Below are 15,819 nucleotides of genomic sequence, written 5' to 3'. Positions count from 1 at the left end.
ATGAAGCATGGCGCTCCATTCCAGAAGGTCAAACAACTCGCTAGACTTCTTAATACCTAAATCGGGAGCTAACTGCTCTAGAAATTTTCGGGCTTGTTTGCGCACCTTATCCGCGTGTTCCAGATCCACTAAGTGCTTGCGGGCGAGGTTTTCAGTGGTACGCATTCGAATGTCACTGCGCTCGAAACGCTCTTCCATCTCATAGAGCAACCCTTCACGCAAAGCGCCCGGAGAGAAGTGAAGTTTGTCTATGGACAGCGCTTTGAAAATACCTTCTAAGATAACCACGCCAGCTGCAAAGACGGGTTGCCGCTCTTCAGTCAGACCGGGCAGCGACACATCATCAATTTGCTCAAACTGAAGCAGCTCATCAATCAGCTTTTGTAGGCGTTTAAGGGTGATGATGCCATCTTCAAAGCCCATATTGATCAGTACTTCACGGATTGCTTTTGTGGTGCCAGAAGAGCCAATGGCGACATCCCATCCGTGTTTTATGTATTTGTTGGTGAGAGACTCTAGCCGCTGCTCGACCGCAATTTCAGCTTTGTTGAAGTTCTTTCGATTTAGCTTACCGTTTGCAAAATATTTGTCGGTAAAGCTCACGCAACCCATTCGCTTACTGTTGATCATCTTAGGTTCAAACCCGGTTCCGATGATCATCTCTGTACTGCCACCGCCAATATCAATAACCAGCTTGGTTTCCGATTCAGGTTGAGTATGGGCGACGCCGGTATAGATAAGACGTCCTTCTTCAAGACCAGAGATCACTTCAATGGGAAAAGGGAGTATTTCAGCCGCTCGCTGAATAAAAATGTGAGCGTTATTGGCTTGCCGAAGTGTGTGAGTTGCGGCTATCCGAACGTTTTCTGGTTCAAACCCCTGCAAACGTTCCGCGAAGATTTTGAGGCAGTCTAATCCTCGTTGGATGGCGCTGTTGTCAAGGTTGTTGAGGCTATCTAAGCCAGATGCCAGTCGTACTCTTTGTTTGTGTCGGCTGACTATTTGCAGGTCTTGCCCGACAACCTTGGCGACGACCATGTGAAAACTATTGGAGCCAAGGTCTATTGCTGCGATATCGCGTGATTCAATCTCAGTCATGACTTATTGTTGATTGCCATTTTTTCCTTTCCTGTTTTTCAATGTGCTTCAAATATTCATAAATAGCAATTTGTGAGCGGACTTTTCTCTTATTTCCGCGCGGTACGTAGGCATTACTCATTTCTTTATCGAACCACCGTGCTTTCACCGTATCGGTAAAATGGATATTCACTATATCGATAATTCTTTGTTTCAGCCTTGGGTCCTGAACTGGGGCTGCAACCTCAATGCGATGATCAATATTTCGGGTCATCCAGTCTGCCGATGAAATATATACCAAAGGATCGCCATCATTTTCGGTGATGAATACTCTCGGGTGCTCCAGAAACCTATCGACAATGCTAATGATCTTAATGTTTTCACTAACCCCTTCTATTCCCGGAACCAGCGAACACATACCTCGTATGACCATTCGAATGCTCACACCTGCGTTGTTTGCGCCATAGAGTTTATTGACTAAACCTTTATCGACCAGATTGTTTACCTTTAGGGTGATGCTCGCTTTTTTGCCCATTTTGGCATTGGCAATCTCACCATCGATCAGGCGATAAAGTTGCTGGCGAGAGTTTCGCGGCGACACAATCAATTCTGTAAACTTCACCGGACGATAAGGGTTCTCTATGTAGCCAAAAACGTTGCGAACTTCATTGGTGATTTCTTTTTGCGCCGTAAGCAAAGAAAAGTCGGTGTAAATTCGGGCAGTCTTCTCATGGAAATTGCCTGTGCCGATGTGAGCATAACGGGTGATGTCTTCACCTTCCCGGCGACTAATAAGCAGCAGCTTGGAGTGAATCTTCAAACCTGGTGCACCAAACACCACGTGCACACCAGCCTCGGTGAGTACCCGAGACCATTCAATATTGGCTTCCTCATCAAAGCGAGCCTGAAGTTCTACCACTACCGTAACTTGCTTGCCGTTATGAACCGCATCGATCAGCGAGTTCATGAGCTTGGAGTTCTTGGCTACCCGATAGATATTGATTTTGATGGACAGCACTTTCGGGTCGAAGGAGGCTTGCCTGACCAGCTCAGTCATGTGGTCAAACGTATGGTAAGGGTAGTAGAGCAAAATATCCTGAGCGCGAATGGCCTCAAATGCGTTAGGGAAGCGGTCGAAATCCGTACAACGGAGTGGCGGTAACGTTTTGTTTTCTAAATACTCACGACCCACGTTCGGGAATCCGATAAAGTCTCTGAAATTATGGTAGCGTCCGCCTGGAATAAGGCTATCGAAGCTCGACATTTGTAGCTTTTTACACAAGATGCTCAGCATCTCTTCCGGCATGTCTCTCTGATAAACAAATCGTACTGGCATTGCGGTCAGGCGCTGACTCAAGCCTTCAGACATTTGTTCCAACAAGCTGTGTTCAAGCTCGTGGCTTAGGTCGTACTCTGCATCTCGCGTCATCTTCATCGCATAGCAGTTCAGTTCCTGATATTCAAAAAATCCTCGGAATATGTCGTCCAGACAAAAGCGAATGATGTTATCGAGCAGGATTATGGTTTTGCGGCGTTTTCCTTTCTGCTCAGGCACCATCACAAAGCGCGGAAGAATGTCGGTTGGGATTTCTAACAAAGCATAAAGGGAAGATTCATCCCGCTTCATTTCGACGCTTAAATAGGAGTATTCATCTTTTAAAAACTGCAGGACATCGATTTCTTCAGTAATCAGAAGCGGAGTGATGTGCGGAAGAACGTCTTTGAGGAAATACTTTCGAATCCATTTTTTCTGATGTTCATTCAGTTGAGTTTCATTGACTAAGAAAATCCGGCGGCGCGCCATTTCGAGAATCAGTTCGTTGTACAGTTCATCAAAGTCTTGATTAAGCTTGAGGGCTTTCGACTGCATTTTGCTGAGCAGGTGGCGCGAGTTGTCGTTGCCGCCGCGCTCCTGGTTGATGAGAATTCGGCGTTTAACGTCAGCAAAACGGACTTTGTAGAATTCATCCAAATTGTTGGAGAAGATCCCAAGAAAGCGTACCCGTTCTATTAAAGGTACCGTTTTGTCTGCGGCTTCCTGAAGGACACGCTCGTTGAACGAAAGCCAGCTAAGTTCCTTTTCTATATACAGTTTTTCCGCACTCATAGTACTGTTCCAACGTTGACGTCGTGTTGAGAATGAACTCAATGAAAGTAAAATGTTTTTATGACATTTTTATTTCAGCATACAATTGCATTAGGCGCGATTTAGCAGATTTCAAGGATTTATCGGATTTCTGTAATATTTTTGTCATCCAATCGACATATTATGGCATTGACTATAAAAAGGTAGACCAAAGAGATGCTCCACACCGAATTTTCATTAAAAGAACGTGATCGTAAACGGTTGATAAAAGACCGTTTTATGCGATACGTAGTGAAAGCTGGTGGCATCAGTGTATTAGTCGCCCTGTTATTGATATTTTTCTATCTTTTACTCATGGTTCTGCCTGTTTTTTCCTCCGCGAAAATTGAACAAATCTCCTCAGTTCCTTTTGATGCTCCAAGCCAGACGTTTGCTTCAGGTGTTGATGACTACGGTCAGCTTGGGTACGTGCTTTCTGAATCAGGCACGCTGACTTATGTAGACCTGAAAAGTGGTATTACCGAGCAGTCGCGCTCAATCCAAACTTCTCCTTTAGCGCACGCCAGAATGCCAGCAAGTTCTGGTTGGTTTGCGTTTTTGAATTCAGATGGCGAAATTCAGTCGGTTAAGCCCAGTTTTGCGGTGCAATTTAATGGTCAGGGAAGAAGTATTTCTCCAAGGGTAGAGTCACGCGAATATCGGATGCCAGAGAATTTGGCAGCAGCACCATTGAGTGTCCAGCAATTTGCGTTTGCTATCAGTAATGAAAGTGCCACATTTGCTTTTGTGAATGAGCAAAAGCAGCTGGTTACGTGGCAGGAGTTTGACGGTTTATACACCAGTAAGGTGATTCAGGGACCTTTTGAAGACCTGATTGGCATGAATATGACGCCAGATGGCAGGCAGTTATTCCTGTTGTCTGAGAATGATCTCGTCGTCATGGTGTGGAAGCACAATCAAGGGTTTGTGGTTCGGGAAGTGGTGGACATCACGCAAGGCGATGAACGTGCGATAGCAAAAAGCATGACTCTACTAGCGGGGGCGCAATCATTATTGGTTCATCACCAGAACGATACGGTCTCCCAATGGTTTGATGTGTTGAAAGAACGCCAGAGAACCCTTTCCTACATCCGCGAATTCTCGCTACCAGATTCTACTTCATTAATTGTCCCGGAATACTACAGAAAAGGGTTTTACGTTTTCTCTGATAGAGGGCAGGTTGACAGCTTTTACACCACCAGTGAAGAGCGTACCTTGACACAATTGTTATTGAAGCAAGCGCCAGTGATAGCGGCTGTTTCCAGCAACGAGGACAGACTGCTTACGGTGGGTGAACGCTCACTACAGGTATTTACTGTTGATAACGAATACCCGGAAATTTCTTTGTCTGCCTTGTGGCAATCGGTTTGGTATGAAGGCTATCCAGAACCTCAGTATGTCTGGCAGTCCACATCGGGCAGCGATGATTTTGAAGCCAAGTTCAGCCTGGTACCCATTGCGTTTGGCACGTTGAAAGCGGCGTTTTTTGCCATGTTATTTGCCGTTCCGATTGCCGTTCTTGGAGCGATTTATACCGCCTACTTTATGTCTGCTCCGATGCGCAAAGTCGTAAAGCCAGCCATCGAAATAATGGAAGCGTTGCCAACGGTTATCATTGGATTCTTAGCGGGCCTCTGGCTGGCTCCTGTCATTGAAACACATTTGCCATCGACCATTGCTTTAATAGTACTGCTCCCTGCCTCGACAATATTGATTGGCTGGATTTGGCATAATTTGCCTGCGAAATGGTTAGACCGAGTGCCGAGCGGCTGGCATGGGTTGATATTGATTCCTGCACTGCTGGCTCTTTCATTGGTGATCATTTCATTCAGCCATGACTTAGAACGCGCATTGTTTGGTGGCGATGTGCGTGTTTATCTAGCGAACATTGGGATCGATTACGATCAGCGAAATGCACTGGTTGTCGGTTTGGCTATGGGATTTGCCGTTATCCCGACCATCTTCACCATCGCGGAAGATGCGATATTTTCCGTACCCAAACATTTGTCGGATGGTTCATTGGCGTTAGGAGCCACCAAATGGCAAACGCTGATTTATGTGGTCCTACTGACGGCAAGTCCGGGTATATTCTCAGCGGTCATGATGGGGCTTGGGCGAGCGGTAGGCGAAACCATGATTGTTCTGATGGCAACGGGTAACACCCCCGTCATGGACTGGAATATTTTTGAAGGGTTGCGCAGTTTGTCCGCGACCATTGCGATAGAAATGCCGGAATCGGATGTGGGCAGTTCCCACTACCGATTGCTATTCCTGGCGGCATTGATTCTGTTTATGTTTACGTTCTTTGTTAACTCTCTGGCTGAATGGGTAAGACAGCGATTGAGGGACAAATACAGCGCACTTTAAAGGCGCGTTTAAGAGAGATTTTGGTGTCAAATTGGTTTAAATCGGGAGCCCCATGGATATGGCTAACGGCTGGTGCAGTCAGCGTCAGTCTGGTTTCTGTGTTATCGGTGCTGTTATTGATTGGCTGGAAGGGACTAAGTTACTTCTGGCCCGCTCCTCTGTACGAGTGGAGTACGCCAAATGGTCAGAAGTTGATTGGTCAGTTGTATCAGCGTGAGTCGATGTCAGTCGAGCGGTTGAGTCAGTACTCTGCTCTGGCTGAGTTATTACCTGATGAGCAAGATACCGTCGAAAGGTTGAGCATAAAAATTGCCAACCGAGACCGAAACACACTCGATTTCATTTCTGTGTTCGATTTCGAATTGAGTGAGCCTGTCAAACCTGCTGGCTGGGCAGTGATAGAGCGCAGTCAGGAAGGAGACTTCTATGGGCGCCCAATCGGTTTTGAAAGCAAGCTGTTTACCAATCAGTCTGTTGAGTCTTTCTTAGAACAAGGCATTTCAGCCGTTGAGGATGTGCGCAGTAAAGTGGCGTCGCTGACTCATTCTCAGCTTAGGTATTACAACCTTCAGTTGGAAAAACTGCGTCTGGAGAAGAAAAAATTCGAGCTTAACGGCACACTGGACGATGAAAAAGCGGCGGAGCTCGCTGCCAGAATGCAGAGCATCGATTCGCACTTAACTCATCTTGAAGAAAAACTGACGGTGCTCAGAAATCAGTTTGTTGGTGAAACCCTGATTGTCGAAGACATGAATGGCACTCAGGTGAAACTGCCACTGACAGACATCTTAGACGTTTGGTATCCAAATGATATGTCAGTGATTGACAAGTTTGTTCACTGGCTGGGGCAGGTGAAAAAGTTCCTGACAGAAGACCCGCGAGAGGGCAACTCAGAAGGGGGCGTTTTCCCCGCTATTTTCGGTACGGTTTTTCTTGTGATCGTCATGTCGATTGTCGTCATGCCATTAGGTGTAATTGCAGCTATTTATCTGAATGAATACGCCAAAAACAACGCTCTGACCAGAACGATTCGTATTGCCGTGATAAACTTGGCGGGTGTTCCATCCATTGTTTATGGCGTATTTGGGCTTGGCTTCTTTGTCTACAGCATTGGTGGTTCGATAGATAGCTTGTTCTATTCAGAAAAACTCCCTTCTCCGACATTTGGTACACCCGGTCTGTTGTGGTCTGCATTAACATTAGCATTGTTAACACTGCCAGTGGTGATAGTCGCAACTGAAGAAGGGTTGGCTCGAATTCCCGGTTCGGTCAGACAAGGGTCTCTCGCGTTGGGGGCTACCCAGTTTGAGACTTTGTGGCGTATCGTTTTACCTATGGCAAGTCCGGCGATAATGACTGGACTGATTCTGGCGGTAGCACGAGCTGCCGGGGAAGTCGCTCCCCTTATGCTGGTGGGCGTGGTGAAGCTAGCACCGAGTTTACCGATTGATGGTGAATTTCCGTTTATCCATCTGGATCGCAAGTTCATGCATCTTGGATTTCATATTTACGATGTCGGTTTTCAGTCTCCAAATATTGAAGCTGCCAGACCATTGGTTTACGCCACTTCGTTCCTGCTGGTAACGGTGATTGTCGGGCTAAACTTAACCGCTATTGGTATACGTAACAACTTACGCGAGAAATATCGCACCTTAGGACAAGATTAAACATGCTTTCAATCAACTCGACATTTGGTTACGAGAATATTCTGGATGTAAACAACCTGACTCCGGAGCAAACCGCCATTTCTATCGAGTCTTTAAACTTGTTCTATCAGCAAACCCAGCAGGCTCTGTTTGATATCACCATGAACATCCCTAAGGGGCAGGTCACCGCTTTCATTGGACCGTCTGGCTGCGGTAAATCGACCTTGCTGCGTTGCATTAACCGAATGAATGACCTTGTCGAAGGTTGCGCGGTAAATGGCAAGGTGAGGCTGCATGGCAAAAACATCTATGATCCGCAGGTGGATGTCCCGACTTTACGCCGCCGTGTGGGAATGGTCTTTCAAAGACCTAACCCGTTCCCTAAATCCATTTACGAGAACGTAGTTTATGGCTTGAGGCTTCAGGGTATCAGCAATAGCCGGACTCTGGATGATGCCGTTGAGCAGGCCCTTACCGCGGCTGCATTGTGGGATGAAGTTAAAGACCGACTGCACGAAAATGCGTTTGGTTTGTCTGGTGGTCAGCAACAAAGACTGGTAATTGCACGCGCCATTGCTATCGAACCTGAAGTTCTCCTACTCGATGAACCCACGTCTGCACTTGACCCTATTTCGACTCTGACCATTGAAGAGTTGATCAACGAGTTGAAAACCAAATACACGGTTGTGATTGTCACTCATAACATGCAACAGGCAGCGCGAGTCAGTGATCACACCGCGTTTATTCATCAGGGTAAGCTGGTGGAATATGGCGATACAGATTCTATCTTTACATCGCCAATTAAAAAGCAAACCGAAGACTACATCACAGGTCGCTACGGCTAATTGGTGGTTGCTCACTTTTCGCCGTAAAATTGAAACACGTCATTCAAGAAAGGAATTCATACATCTATGCAGTTTGGTCGCCACATATCCGGTCAGTTTAACGTTGAGCTTGAGTCCATCCGTACCCACGTTTTAACCATGGGAGGTTTGGTTGAGCAGCAGTTGTCGTTTGCAATGCAGGCGCTGCACAAACAAGACCTGGAACTGGCGAGAAAAGTGGTAAAAGATGACCACAAAGTAAACTCCATGGAAGTGGCAATAGATGAAGCGTGCACCCGTATCATCGCCAAGCGCCAGCCCACCGCCAAAGACCTGCGTTTGATTATGGCGATCATCAAAACCATTACCGACCTTGAACGCATTGGTGATGTCGCAACCCGCATTGCCCGTGTCGCGCTGGAATCCGAATCGAGCAAAGAAAGAACCTGGCAGGTTTCTCTTGAGCCGTTAAGCCGTCAGGCAATCAGCATGCTCCATCAGGTGTTGGATGCCTTTGCCCGAATGGACGTGGATTCAGCGGCAGAAGTTTACAAGCTGGATGACAAACTGGACGCCGAGTATGAGGCGGTCATTCGCCAGTTGATGACCTACATGATGGAAGATCCTCGCTGCATTCCTGCTGTGCTTCAGGTGATGTGGTCAGCTCGGGCTATCGAGCGAATTGGTGACCGCTGCCAGAATATCTGTGAATACATTATTTACTTTGTGAAAGGTAAAGATGTTCGTCATCTGAGTGAACAGGATATCGACGATATTATTAAGTAATCCGATCTCGGGTTAAGTGATCTTGGCAAGCTGAGTTCTGAGGGTAGGGAAGAATAAAAAGAACCTCTGGAAGGGCAGAGGCGAGAGCTACCATAGGTAAAATACTCAAAGGTGTCACAGCACAAAATACAGAAAATAAAACCTGGCTCCCCTCCGAGCCAGGCTACAAAATAAATCAGTTAAACTTGAATTGAACGCCGACTCCGCCTGCTACTTCTGATGAAGAATGTTTGCCTGCTGACTCGTAGTGGAAGGTGCCTGAAATACTGACTCTGTCAGACAAACCGTAAGCTCCACCTAGCGCTACTGCTTCTTTACTTCCAGAGAATCCAACACCAGCACCCATCGCAAACTCACCTGTTGTAACAAAAGGGCGAGCATTGGTTACGGCGTGCAAGCCAGCGCGAATACCATGAATCTGCTCAGATTGTTCATCAAATCTTTCGTTCATCTCCTGAGCAAGTTCGTTGAAAGCAACTTCTAAGTCACCCACTCCGATAGCTGGCACTCCCCAGTCTGGTGTGTCACCGAAATCTGGCTGAGGTCGTTCAGGAGAATTGTCTATTGGTGGCTGCTCAGGCACTGCGACACCAAAATCTGGGTCGGTTGGCTCTGGGCGATCCGGCGACGTGTCTGGATGTGGTCGCTCAGGTGTATTGTCCACTTCTGGTAAAGAAGGTTCATGACCAGGTAGGTGTACTGGTACTTGAATACCGAAATCAGGATCCGCTGGCTGGGGTCTGTCTACAGGCAGTTCAATTCCGTTGTTTGGCAAGTCAACTTCTGGCAAGTGGCTAGGGCTTGCGAAGGCAACTGCTGGGAAAAGGGCAGAAATAGTGATGGTCAGAATCGTCTTTTTCATAATGTAACTCTCTTAAAATTCATGTGAAAGGTCATCAGCATCCTGCTTGGCGACATTTGTATGTCGTTGTCTTTCCTATGGGATGAATCTTAAGGAGTTCTAATTCTTATCACTAATCACCAAGTGTTATTGTGATAATAAGTATATCTTATTAATTGGGTGGGTTATCGTTCTGACAATAATGTTTTCAGGCACTCATGCAGCCAGTTAACAATTGGGTTGTTGCGGTTCTTTAGGTGATAGTAGCCCTCTAGAGGGTAGCCATATAAGTGTTTGTCCTCGATATCGATTTCAATAGCGCGAAGGTACGGGTATTCCTCGACCGGAAAAAGAGAAATAGATGGAAAGCACATGTCGGTGTTTCTGACCACATCGATAACTGCAAAGGGGAACTCGCTTCTGAAGGCAATATGGTGCTTTAGACCTCGAGCCTTAAGAATTCTCGATGATGCCGCTTCATTATCGCTGACGTCAGGAATGATCAATGACGCAAGCGGGTATTTCACGGCTTCTTCCGGAGTCACTGTTGAAGCTTTTAAAGGATGCTCTCTTCGAACTAAAAGCACTGCTTTTGTGTCCGCTAGATGCCGTGAGTAAATGGTCTTGGACGTTTTTATATCTTGATAGTTCACTCCAAAAAGAACCTCACCTTTTTCTATTTCCTGGCAGGTGTTCTTGCCCCAGTTTAGAAATTGGATGTCGGCATTTGGGGCTTCTTCATTGAGTTTTTGATACAGCTTTCCTGCGACTGAAAACAAAACAGGAGAAGACAGCGCAATTTTTATGGTGTGGTCAAGTTCGCGAGGATTGAACTCATGCGAAAGGTTAACTGCGTTCGCCAGCCCGTCTAGGTGTGGCGTGATGCGCTCAGCCAGCTCTTCTGCAAACGCCGTTGCTTTCATGCCATTGCGGCTTTTTACAAACAGTTCGTCATCAAAATGGTTACGCAGCTTCTGAAGTGCCTGACTAATCGCGGGTTGAGAAACGAAAAGCCTCTCGGACGCTTTGCGCATATTCAGTTCCTGAGACAATATCAGGAAGGTTCTCAATAGATTGAGATCCAGAGACGCGAATAAATCTTTTGCCATGTCTAACGCTGCCCTTACCGTTGCTTGGGCTTCATAGTATCAGCCGAATCAAGAAATTAAAGGGCTAACGCGATTGCAGTATTTCTGATACGGCACGTATTGCGTCGATACTGGTGACGGGGATAGCGAAATCGTCGACCTCTTCACTTCCCATCTGCGCTGCGCTGGAGATGAACTCCATATGGCTTTTACGGCTGGATTTGCCTGAAAGGTGAACCTCAGACGAGCCAGTTTCATCGAGAATTTGACTGACGTTTTGAGCATTCACACCAGCACCAACCATGATACTTAATTTGTCTTCTGCCAAGTCTCTCATCTTTCGAAGCATATCAATGCCTGACAGTGCGTCTTTAGCTTGACCGGACGTTAATACTCGCTCGCATCCTAGTTCGATAATGCGTTCAATAGCTTGTTCCACGTCTCGACACTGGTCAATTGCACGGTGGAAGGTGATGCCCATTCGGTCTGCTGCAGAGACGAGTTTTTCACACGTCTCCGTATCGATCTGACCATCGGCGGTTAATGCTCCTATCACTATGCCATCCATACCTGCATCTTTTGCCATTTCGATGTCATCCAACATGCATTCAACGTCAGCTTCGTTAAATAAGAAGTCCCCCTGTCTGGGGCGAATCATGGCATATACAGGAACACTCGACAGTCGGGAAGCTTGTTTCATAAGTCCTGCACTGGGTGTTAAGCCTCCAAGGGATAACGACGAGCAAAGTTCAATTCGGGTGGCTCCGCCTTCTAAAGCGTTTTGAAGAGATTCCAGGTTGTCGATACAGACTTCAAGTTGGTAGGTCATAAGTGAAGAGGCACCTATAGCTAAGGATTGGAATTTTTAGCATAGCCAAATCAAAATATTGAGGATGTGAGTTGGGGCTCATGACCATAAAAAATAAAGCCCAGAGTTCTCACTCTGGGCTTAAATTAGGCTAACTACGACTTTATATTTGGCTGATTGCTATTTGCTATATTTTCCAGCCACACTCACCGTTGAGCTTGGTGAGGTTAAGTGGCAATTACTTTTCTAGGTCTGAAGTGTGCTCAGACAGGTATGCTGCTACACCTTTTGGAGATGCGTCCATACCAGATTTACCTTCTTCCCACTGTGCTGGGCAAACTTCACCGTTTTTCTCGTGGAAGTTCAGTGCGTCAACCATACGTAGCATTTCGTCGATGTTACGACCTAGAGGAAGATCGTTCACTACTTGGTGACGAACAACGCCTTCAGCATCGATTAGGAAAGAACCACGGAAAGCAACGCCAGCTTCTGGGTGCTCAACGTCGTAAGCTTTACAGATTTCGTGCTTAACGTCAGCGATTAGAGGGTATTTAACTTGACCGATACCGCCATCTTCGATAGCAGTGTTACGCCATGCGTTGTGAGAGAATTGAGAATCGATAGATACACCAATTACTTCAACGCCTTTCGCTTGGAAGTCTTCGAAACGCTTATCAAAAGCGATTAGCTCAGATGGGCAAACGAATGTGAAGTCTAGAGGGTAGAAGAATACTACTGCTTTCTTACCTTTTGTGAATTCTGCAAAGTTGAAGTTTTCAACGATTTCACCATTACCTAGAACAGCTGCAGCAGTAAAATCCGGGGCTTGACGACCTACTAGTACCATTTTTTTGCTCCTAAAATAGAGTTATTTGCCAACCATTGTGAATTGGCTCCATGTTTCAACGAGACAAACTATAGTACATAAAGTAGGATAGAAAAAAGCGAAATAAATAGATTAAGTTAATCGAAAAAAACGATGAGCTCATTTCGTAATCAATTCATAAAACTCTCATAAAAACGTAAACATATCATATGAATAAGTGGCCAAGTTTAAAGCAGCTGCATTACCTGATTACACTCTTTGAAACCCGACATTTCGGCGAAGCTGCAGAGAAGTGTTTTGTAAGCCAATCAACGCTGAGTAAAGGGATTCAAAACCTTGAAGAGTTGATCGGTTGCCCACTGTATGAAAAGAAAGACAAAAAGAGCCCACTGGTTTTTACTCCTGTTGGTGACAAAGTTGTGCAACAAGGGCGAGAGCTCTTAGCCAAAGGGCAAGATTTAGTTGAACTGGGCAGTTTGTGTCAGGGAGAGTCAATGCAAGGGCAGCTTAGAGTCGGGTGTATTCCAACCATCGCGCCTTTTTTGCTGAGTGATCTGGTTCAGGAAGTGAATCAGCGCTATCCGCAACTCCACCTTCTGTTACGTGAAGATACCACCTCCAATCTGCTTACTGCCCTTCGACATGGAGAGCTGGATGTATTGATACTTGCTCTGCCAGTCGATATTGGCGGAATGGAAAGTAAAATTGTCGGAAAAGACCCATTTAGAATGGTCATCAGCGCCAATCAGGCGTCCAACATTCGCGTTCCTATTCGTTACGATGAATTGCCCGATGAGTTTGTGTTTTTGCTTGAGAATGAACACTGCCTGACTGAGCACGCTGTGTCTGCGTGTAAGTTAACCAAGAAAGAGAAAATCAATCCGTTTACCGCGACCAGTTTGCATACACTGGTTCAAATGGTTGCCAATGGCTTAGGCACCACTTTTATTCCTCAAATGGCGATTGAACATGGTTTGCTTGAGAACCAGAACCTTGTTGTGATTGAACCGCCAGGTCAGCACGCATATAGAGATATTGGGCTTGTCTGGCGACCAAGTTCCTCACGCCTGGAAAGCTTCCATGTTCTGGCGGATCTTGTGTCTGAGATGCTTTAGGGTCAGTCAATAGCCCTTAAACGCATCTTTCAAATCATTCATTACACGGAATTCCATGTCTGAAAGCTGTTCGAGTAAAGAACAAGCTTTCAGTAAGTGGTGCTCGTCTTTCTCTCTTCCAGAGTTGTCTATGTGATACGCAACTTCTGTCCAGTTTTCAGCGATGCTTTTAAAGGCATTATGCGCTTCTTTGATAGTAGTAATGCCAGTCCTCTCATAGGCTTCCAGCAAAAAATCACGGTAGAGGTTTCGGAAGATGGCACCACCAGTGCCAGCTTTTTCCATCAACATGGCGGTTGTTGTGAATTCATATTCCAGGTTGTCACTCTGCCTGAACCATTTTTTTAGCTCATGGCTGGTCTTTAATATGCCCTGATAACCAAAATTTTTGATCGGAGGTGAAAGATGCGTATTGGCGTTGTTGGTAATCGCGACTCGTAGCGCTTCGTCAATCTTCAGTGGCTTATCACTGGCAGAGATGGTGAATATGCGATTTTTCGCCGACATAGGTCCCTTTTCGTTTCGCGCTTTCTCTAAACTGCTTAACGTACACTTCACTTTCCCGTGCTTGGGCTGAGTATCTATCATGTAAGCGAAGTCATCATCAAAGCCATACATGGCAGCGAAATGACCAGCAAAATGGACTTTGGCACCAAAGTAGTCGAGGTGATAACAGTCCAGTTGTAATCCAACCGCAGAGCCCGACTCCAATGCTTGTTGGACATTCTTCCACGCTTTTTTGGTTGAACCAGTCTCTTTAAACTCGACATTCAAATCGAGGTTTTTCGCAAGTCGTTGAGTGATTTCAGCGGGTTTTGTGCGACCGCCAATGAAAGGAAAATCCATGCCTTTCATATTCCAGTATATGTACCCAAGCCCTTCTCCAAGCCCGAAAAGCATAGGTTCAGAGAGCTCAATATCAATGTGCTTTAATAAATTGCCTATCGTATTGGTTTCACAGTGAACGCCATCAAAAGATTCAAAAGGGGTGAGAATAGCCATGGAATCAAGCCTCGCTCAAATCACGTAATAGTTTATCTGCGAATGCGATTTCCATTTGCAGAGTGTTGAATGAATATTGAAACTGCCAACGTGCTTCTAATGGGAGAGAATCGCCCCCTTGCTGAGGGTATATCTCGCTTTGAAGGCGATATAAATGCGATTCCAATGCCGATTTTCTCGAATTTAATAGTTCCATTCTGGCTTCGGGGGTGAACAGGGATATGGCAGCCAGCCCCAACCGGAATCGTGATTTTTGCTGAGAAACTGTAGTTACAGCTGAATACACTTCGTCGGTTAAGGTTCGAATACCGGGCTCTTCCAGTGAATAAATCTTTGGAACCGGCCCTTTGCCTTTCTTGTTGGTATCAAGTTGAAAGCTGACGTATTCCTTTTTCAGTAGCTTGTTTAAGCTGACGTAAATGGAGGTCATGCCTACGTCTGCCCACTCACGAAAACCACGCTGTTCAACTAGCCGGTTTATCTCATAACCGGACATTGAACCTTCACTTTCTAAAAGATGTAGGAGCATCAGCTCTGCATTGGAAATCATAAAACACGTAATTTATCACTAATACACCATTTAAATATAACACTAGTGAAATATTTAAATAGAGATTTACTGTTTCATTTATAAGAAGTGGAGTTGATAAGAGCGCTGACAGCGCGTCAGCGCAGGTTGTTTAGGGTCAACAGACCCTAGGTATATGAGAGCACCTAAAAGTCTGCTGCTTCTGGCTCTGTTTCTTCCTCAATTTCCAGCAAGTTAATGGCAATGCCTACAAAATCCGTATCGGTAATGATACCGACCAAGATGCCTTGCTCTACAACAGGCAAGCATCCTATTTTGTGTTTTTGCATGTAAATGGCACTTTCTTTTAAGCCAGCTTTAGGGGCGACTGTTATGACATTTGTCGCCATCACTTTGTCTAACGGTGTTGTCAGTGTGTAGGAATCCGATGTGGCTTTTTTGGTCAGCACCGATTCCTGAGCGGCAAGCACATCACGTTGGGAAACAACGCCTAAAAGTCTGGCGTCGGTATCGATTATCGGAACATGTCGAATATCATGTTCTGCCATTAGGTTTTTGGCATCTAGTAGGGAATGAGACCGCAAAAGAGTATGAGGGTTGCGAGTCATCATATCTTCAATTTTGATCATCTCGACCTCCTGCTTATTGTCTTCCTACCTTCAATATAGGTAGGAATCTGCATATGAACTGGGAGGTGAATCTCTATTTTAGGTTAATTTTTCAAAAGAATCGGGGAGGGATAATCGGGATCAATTTACCGAACAAAACTATCAATTAGCCCAATT

Annotated in this window: 14 protein-coding genes; 5 read left to right on the top strand and 9 right to left on the bottom strand. The window is 45.8% G+C overall.

The window, feature by feature from the left end:
• Together ppx and ppk1 are read right to left on the bottom strand one after the other, a co-directional pair.
• A partial coding sequence (gene ppx, locus RH89_RS23110) for an exopolyphosphatase (RefSeq protein WP_004407251.1) occupies nt 1-1,098 on the bottom strand: 1,098 nt, incomplete at its 3' end.
• Nucleotides 1,091-3,184 (bottom strand): polyphosphate kinase 1, encoded by a 2,094-nt coding sequence (gene ppk1, locus RH89_RS23105; RefSeq protein WP_004407250.1) that lies wholly within the window; start codon nt 3,182-3,184, stop codon nt 1,091-1,093. The genes ppk1 and ppx, both read right to left, overlap by 8 nt.
• 195 nt (nt 3,185-3,379) lie before the next feature.
• Between ppk1 and RH89_RS23100 the strand changes: the two genes are divergently transcribed.
• From RH89_RS23100 to phoU, 4 genes are all read left to right on the top strand, one after another.
• Complete coding sequence (locus RH89_RS23100) at nt 3,380-5,569, top strand: ABC transporter permease subunit (protein ID WP_004407249.1); 2,190 nt, start codon at nt 3,380-3,382, stop codon at nt 5,567-5,569.
• 23 nt (nt 5,570-5,592) lie between these two features.
• Complete coding sequence (gene pstA / locus RH89_RS23095) at nt 5,593-7,236, top strand: phosphate ABC transporter permease PstA (RefSeq protein ID WP_004407246.1); 1,644 nt, start codon at nt 5,593-5,595, stop codon at nt 7,234-7,236.
• A gap of 2 nt (nt 7,237-7,238) precedes the next feature.
• A complete protein-coding gene (gene pstB, locus RH89_RS23090; RefSeq protein WP_004407245.1) occupies nt 7,239-8,060 on the top strand; it encodes a phosphate ABC transporter ATP-binding protein PstB in 822 nt (273 codons plus the stop codon).
• Nucleotides 8,061-8,126: 66 nt separating this feature from the next.
• Nucleotides 8,127-8,825: a phosphate signaling complex protein PhoU gene (phoU, locus tag RH89_RS23085; RefSeq protein ID WP_004407244.1), complete on the top strand. Its 699-nt coding sequence runs from the start codon at nt 8,127-8,129 to the stop codon at nt 8,823-8,825.
• Between the two features lie 175 nt (nt 8,826-9,000).
• Here phoU and RH89_RS23080 read toward each other — a convergent pair whose 3' ends face one another.
• The 4 genes from RH89_RS23080 to RH89_RS23065 all read right to left on the bottom strand — a co-directional run bounded on the left by RH89_RS23080 (nt 9,001) and on the right by RH89_RS23065 (nt 12,409).
• Nucleotides 9,001-9,687, bottom strand: coding sequence for a YadA C-terminal domain-containing protein (locus tag RH89_RS23080; protein WP_004407243.1), 687 nt, complete (start codon nt 9,685-9,687; stop codon nt 9,001-9,003).
• Nucleotides 9,688-9,851: 164 nt separating this feature from the next.
• Nucleotides 9,852-10,775: a LysR family transcriptional regulator gene (locus RH89_RS23075; RefSeq protein WP_004407242.1), complete on the bottom strand. Its 924-nt coding sequence runs from the start codon at nt 10,773-10,775 to the stop codon at nt 9,852-9,854.
• Between the two features lie 64 nt (nt 10,776-10,839).
• Nucleotides 10,840-11,583, bottom strand: a complete 744-nt coding sequence (locus tag RH89_RS23070; RefSeq protein WP_004407241.1) for a copper homeostasis protein CutC — start codon at nt 11,581-11,583, stop codon at nt 10,840-10,842.
• Between the two features lie 217 nt (nt 11,584-11,800).
• The gene (locus RH89_RS23065; RefSeq protein WP_004407238.1) at nt 11,801-12,409 is read right to left on the bottom strand and encodes a peroxiredoxin C; all 609 of its coding nucleotides are present in this window, start codon (nt 12,407-12,409) and stop codon (nt 11,801-11,803) included.
• 188 nt (nt 12,410-12,597) lie between these two features.
• On the opposite strand from RH89_RS23065, the gene RH89_RS23060 reads away from it, so the two are divergent.
• Nucleotides 12,598-13,503: a hydrogen peroxide-inducible genes activator gene (locus tag RH89_RS23060; RefSeq protein ID WP_004407235.1), complete on the top strand. Its 906-nt coding sequence runs from the start codon at nt 12,598-12,600 to the stop codon at nt 13,501-13,503.
• A 6-nt stretch (nt 13,504-13,509) separates the two neighbouring features.
• Here RH89_RS23060 and RH89_RS23055 read toward each other — a convergent pair whose 3' ends face one another.
• From RH89_RS23055 to RH89_RS23045, 3 genes are all read right to left on the bottom strand, one after another.
• Complete coding sequence (locus tag RH89_RS23055; protein ID WP_004407225.1) at nt 13,510-14,505, bottom strand: BtrH N-terminal domain-containing protein; 996 nt, start codon at nt 14,503-14,505, stop codon at nt 13,510-13,512.
• Nucleotides 14,506-14,509: 4 nt separating this feature from the next.
• A complete protein-coding gene (locus RH89_RS23050) occupies nt 14,510-15,034 on the bottom strand; it encodes a PadR family transcriptional regulator (protein ID WP_158091129.1) in 525 nt (174 codons plus the stop codon).
• A 185-nt stretch (nt 15,035-15,219) separates the two neighbouring features.
• The gene (locus RH89_RS23045; protein WP_004407221.1) at nt 15,220-15,663 is read right to left on the bottom strand and encodes a CBS domain-containing protein; all 444 of its coding nucleotides are present in this window, start codon (nt 15,661-15,663) and stop codon (nt 15,220-15,222) included.
• Between the last annotated feature and the right edge of the window lie 156 nt (nt 15,664-15,819).

Source organism: Vibrio nigripulchritudo ATCC 27043, assembly GCF_000222685.1.
In the GTDB taxonomy this organism is placed as follows: domain Bacteria; phylum Pseudomonadota; class Gammaproteobacteria; order Enterobacterales; family Vibrionaceae; genus Vibrio; species Vibrio nigripulchritudo.
This window is presented reverse-complemented; position numbering and strand designations above follow the sequence as displayed.

What these genes read in the sequence shown, in the direction of transcription:
- RH89_RS23045 (WP_004407221.1), bottom strand. Translation starts at nt 15,663, where the DNA reads ATGATCAAAATTGAAGATATGATGACTCGCAACCCTCATACTCTTTTG.
- RH89_RS23075 (WP_004407242.1), bottom strand. Translation starts at nt 10,775, where the DNA reads ATGGCAAAAGATTTATTCGCGTCTCTGGATCTCAATCTATTGAGAACC.
- RH89_RS23050 (WP_158091129.1), bottom strand. Translation starts at nt 15,034, where the DNA reads ATGCTCCTACATCTTTTAGAAAGTGAAGGTTCAATGTCCGGTTATGAG.
- RH89_RS23055 (WP_004407225.1), bottom strand. Translation starts at nt 14,505, where the DNA reads ATGGCTATTCTCACCCCTTTTGAATCTTTTGATGGCGTTCACTGTGAA.
- pstB (WP_004407245.1), top strand. Translation starts at nt 7,239, where the DNA reads ATGCTTTCAATCAACTCGACATTTGGTTACGAGAATATTCTGGATGTA.
- RH89_RS23100 (WP_004407249.1), top strand. Translation starts at nt 3,380, where the DNA reads ATGCTCCACACCGAATTTTCATTAAAAGAACGTGATCGTAAACGGTTG.
- RH89_RS23065 (WP_004407238.1), bottom strand. Translation starts at nt 12,409, where the DNA reads ATGGTACTAGTAGGTCGTCAAGCCCCGGATTTTACTGCTGCAGCTGTT.
- ppk1 (WP_004407250.1), bottom strand. Translation starts at nt 3,184, where the DNA reads ATGAGTGCGGAAAAACTGTATATAGAAAAGGAACTTAGCTGGCTTTCG.
- phoU (WP_004407244.1), top strand. Translation starts at nt 8,127, where the DNA reads ATGCAGTTTGGTCGCCACATATCCGGTCAGTTTAACGTTGAGCTTGAG.
- RH89_RS23080 (WP_004407243.1), bottom strand. Translation starts at nt 9,687, where the DNA reads ATGAAAAAGACGATTCTGACCATCACTATTTCTGCCCTTTTCCCAGCA.
- RH89_RS23070 (WP_004407241.1), bottom strand. Translation starts at nt 11,583, where the DNA reads ATGACCTACCAACTTGAAGTCTGTATCGACAACCTGGAATCTCTTCAA.
- RH89_RS23060 (WP_004407235.1), top strand. Translation starts at nt 12,598, where the DNA reads ATGAATAAGTGGCCAAGTTTAAAGCAGCTGCATTACCTGATTACACTC.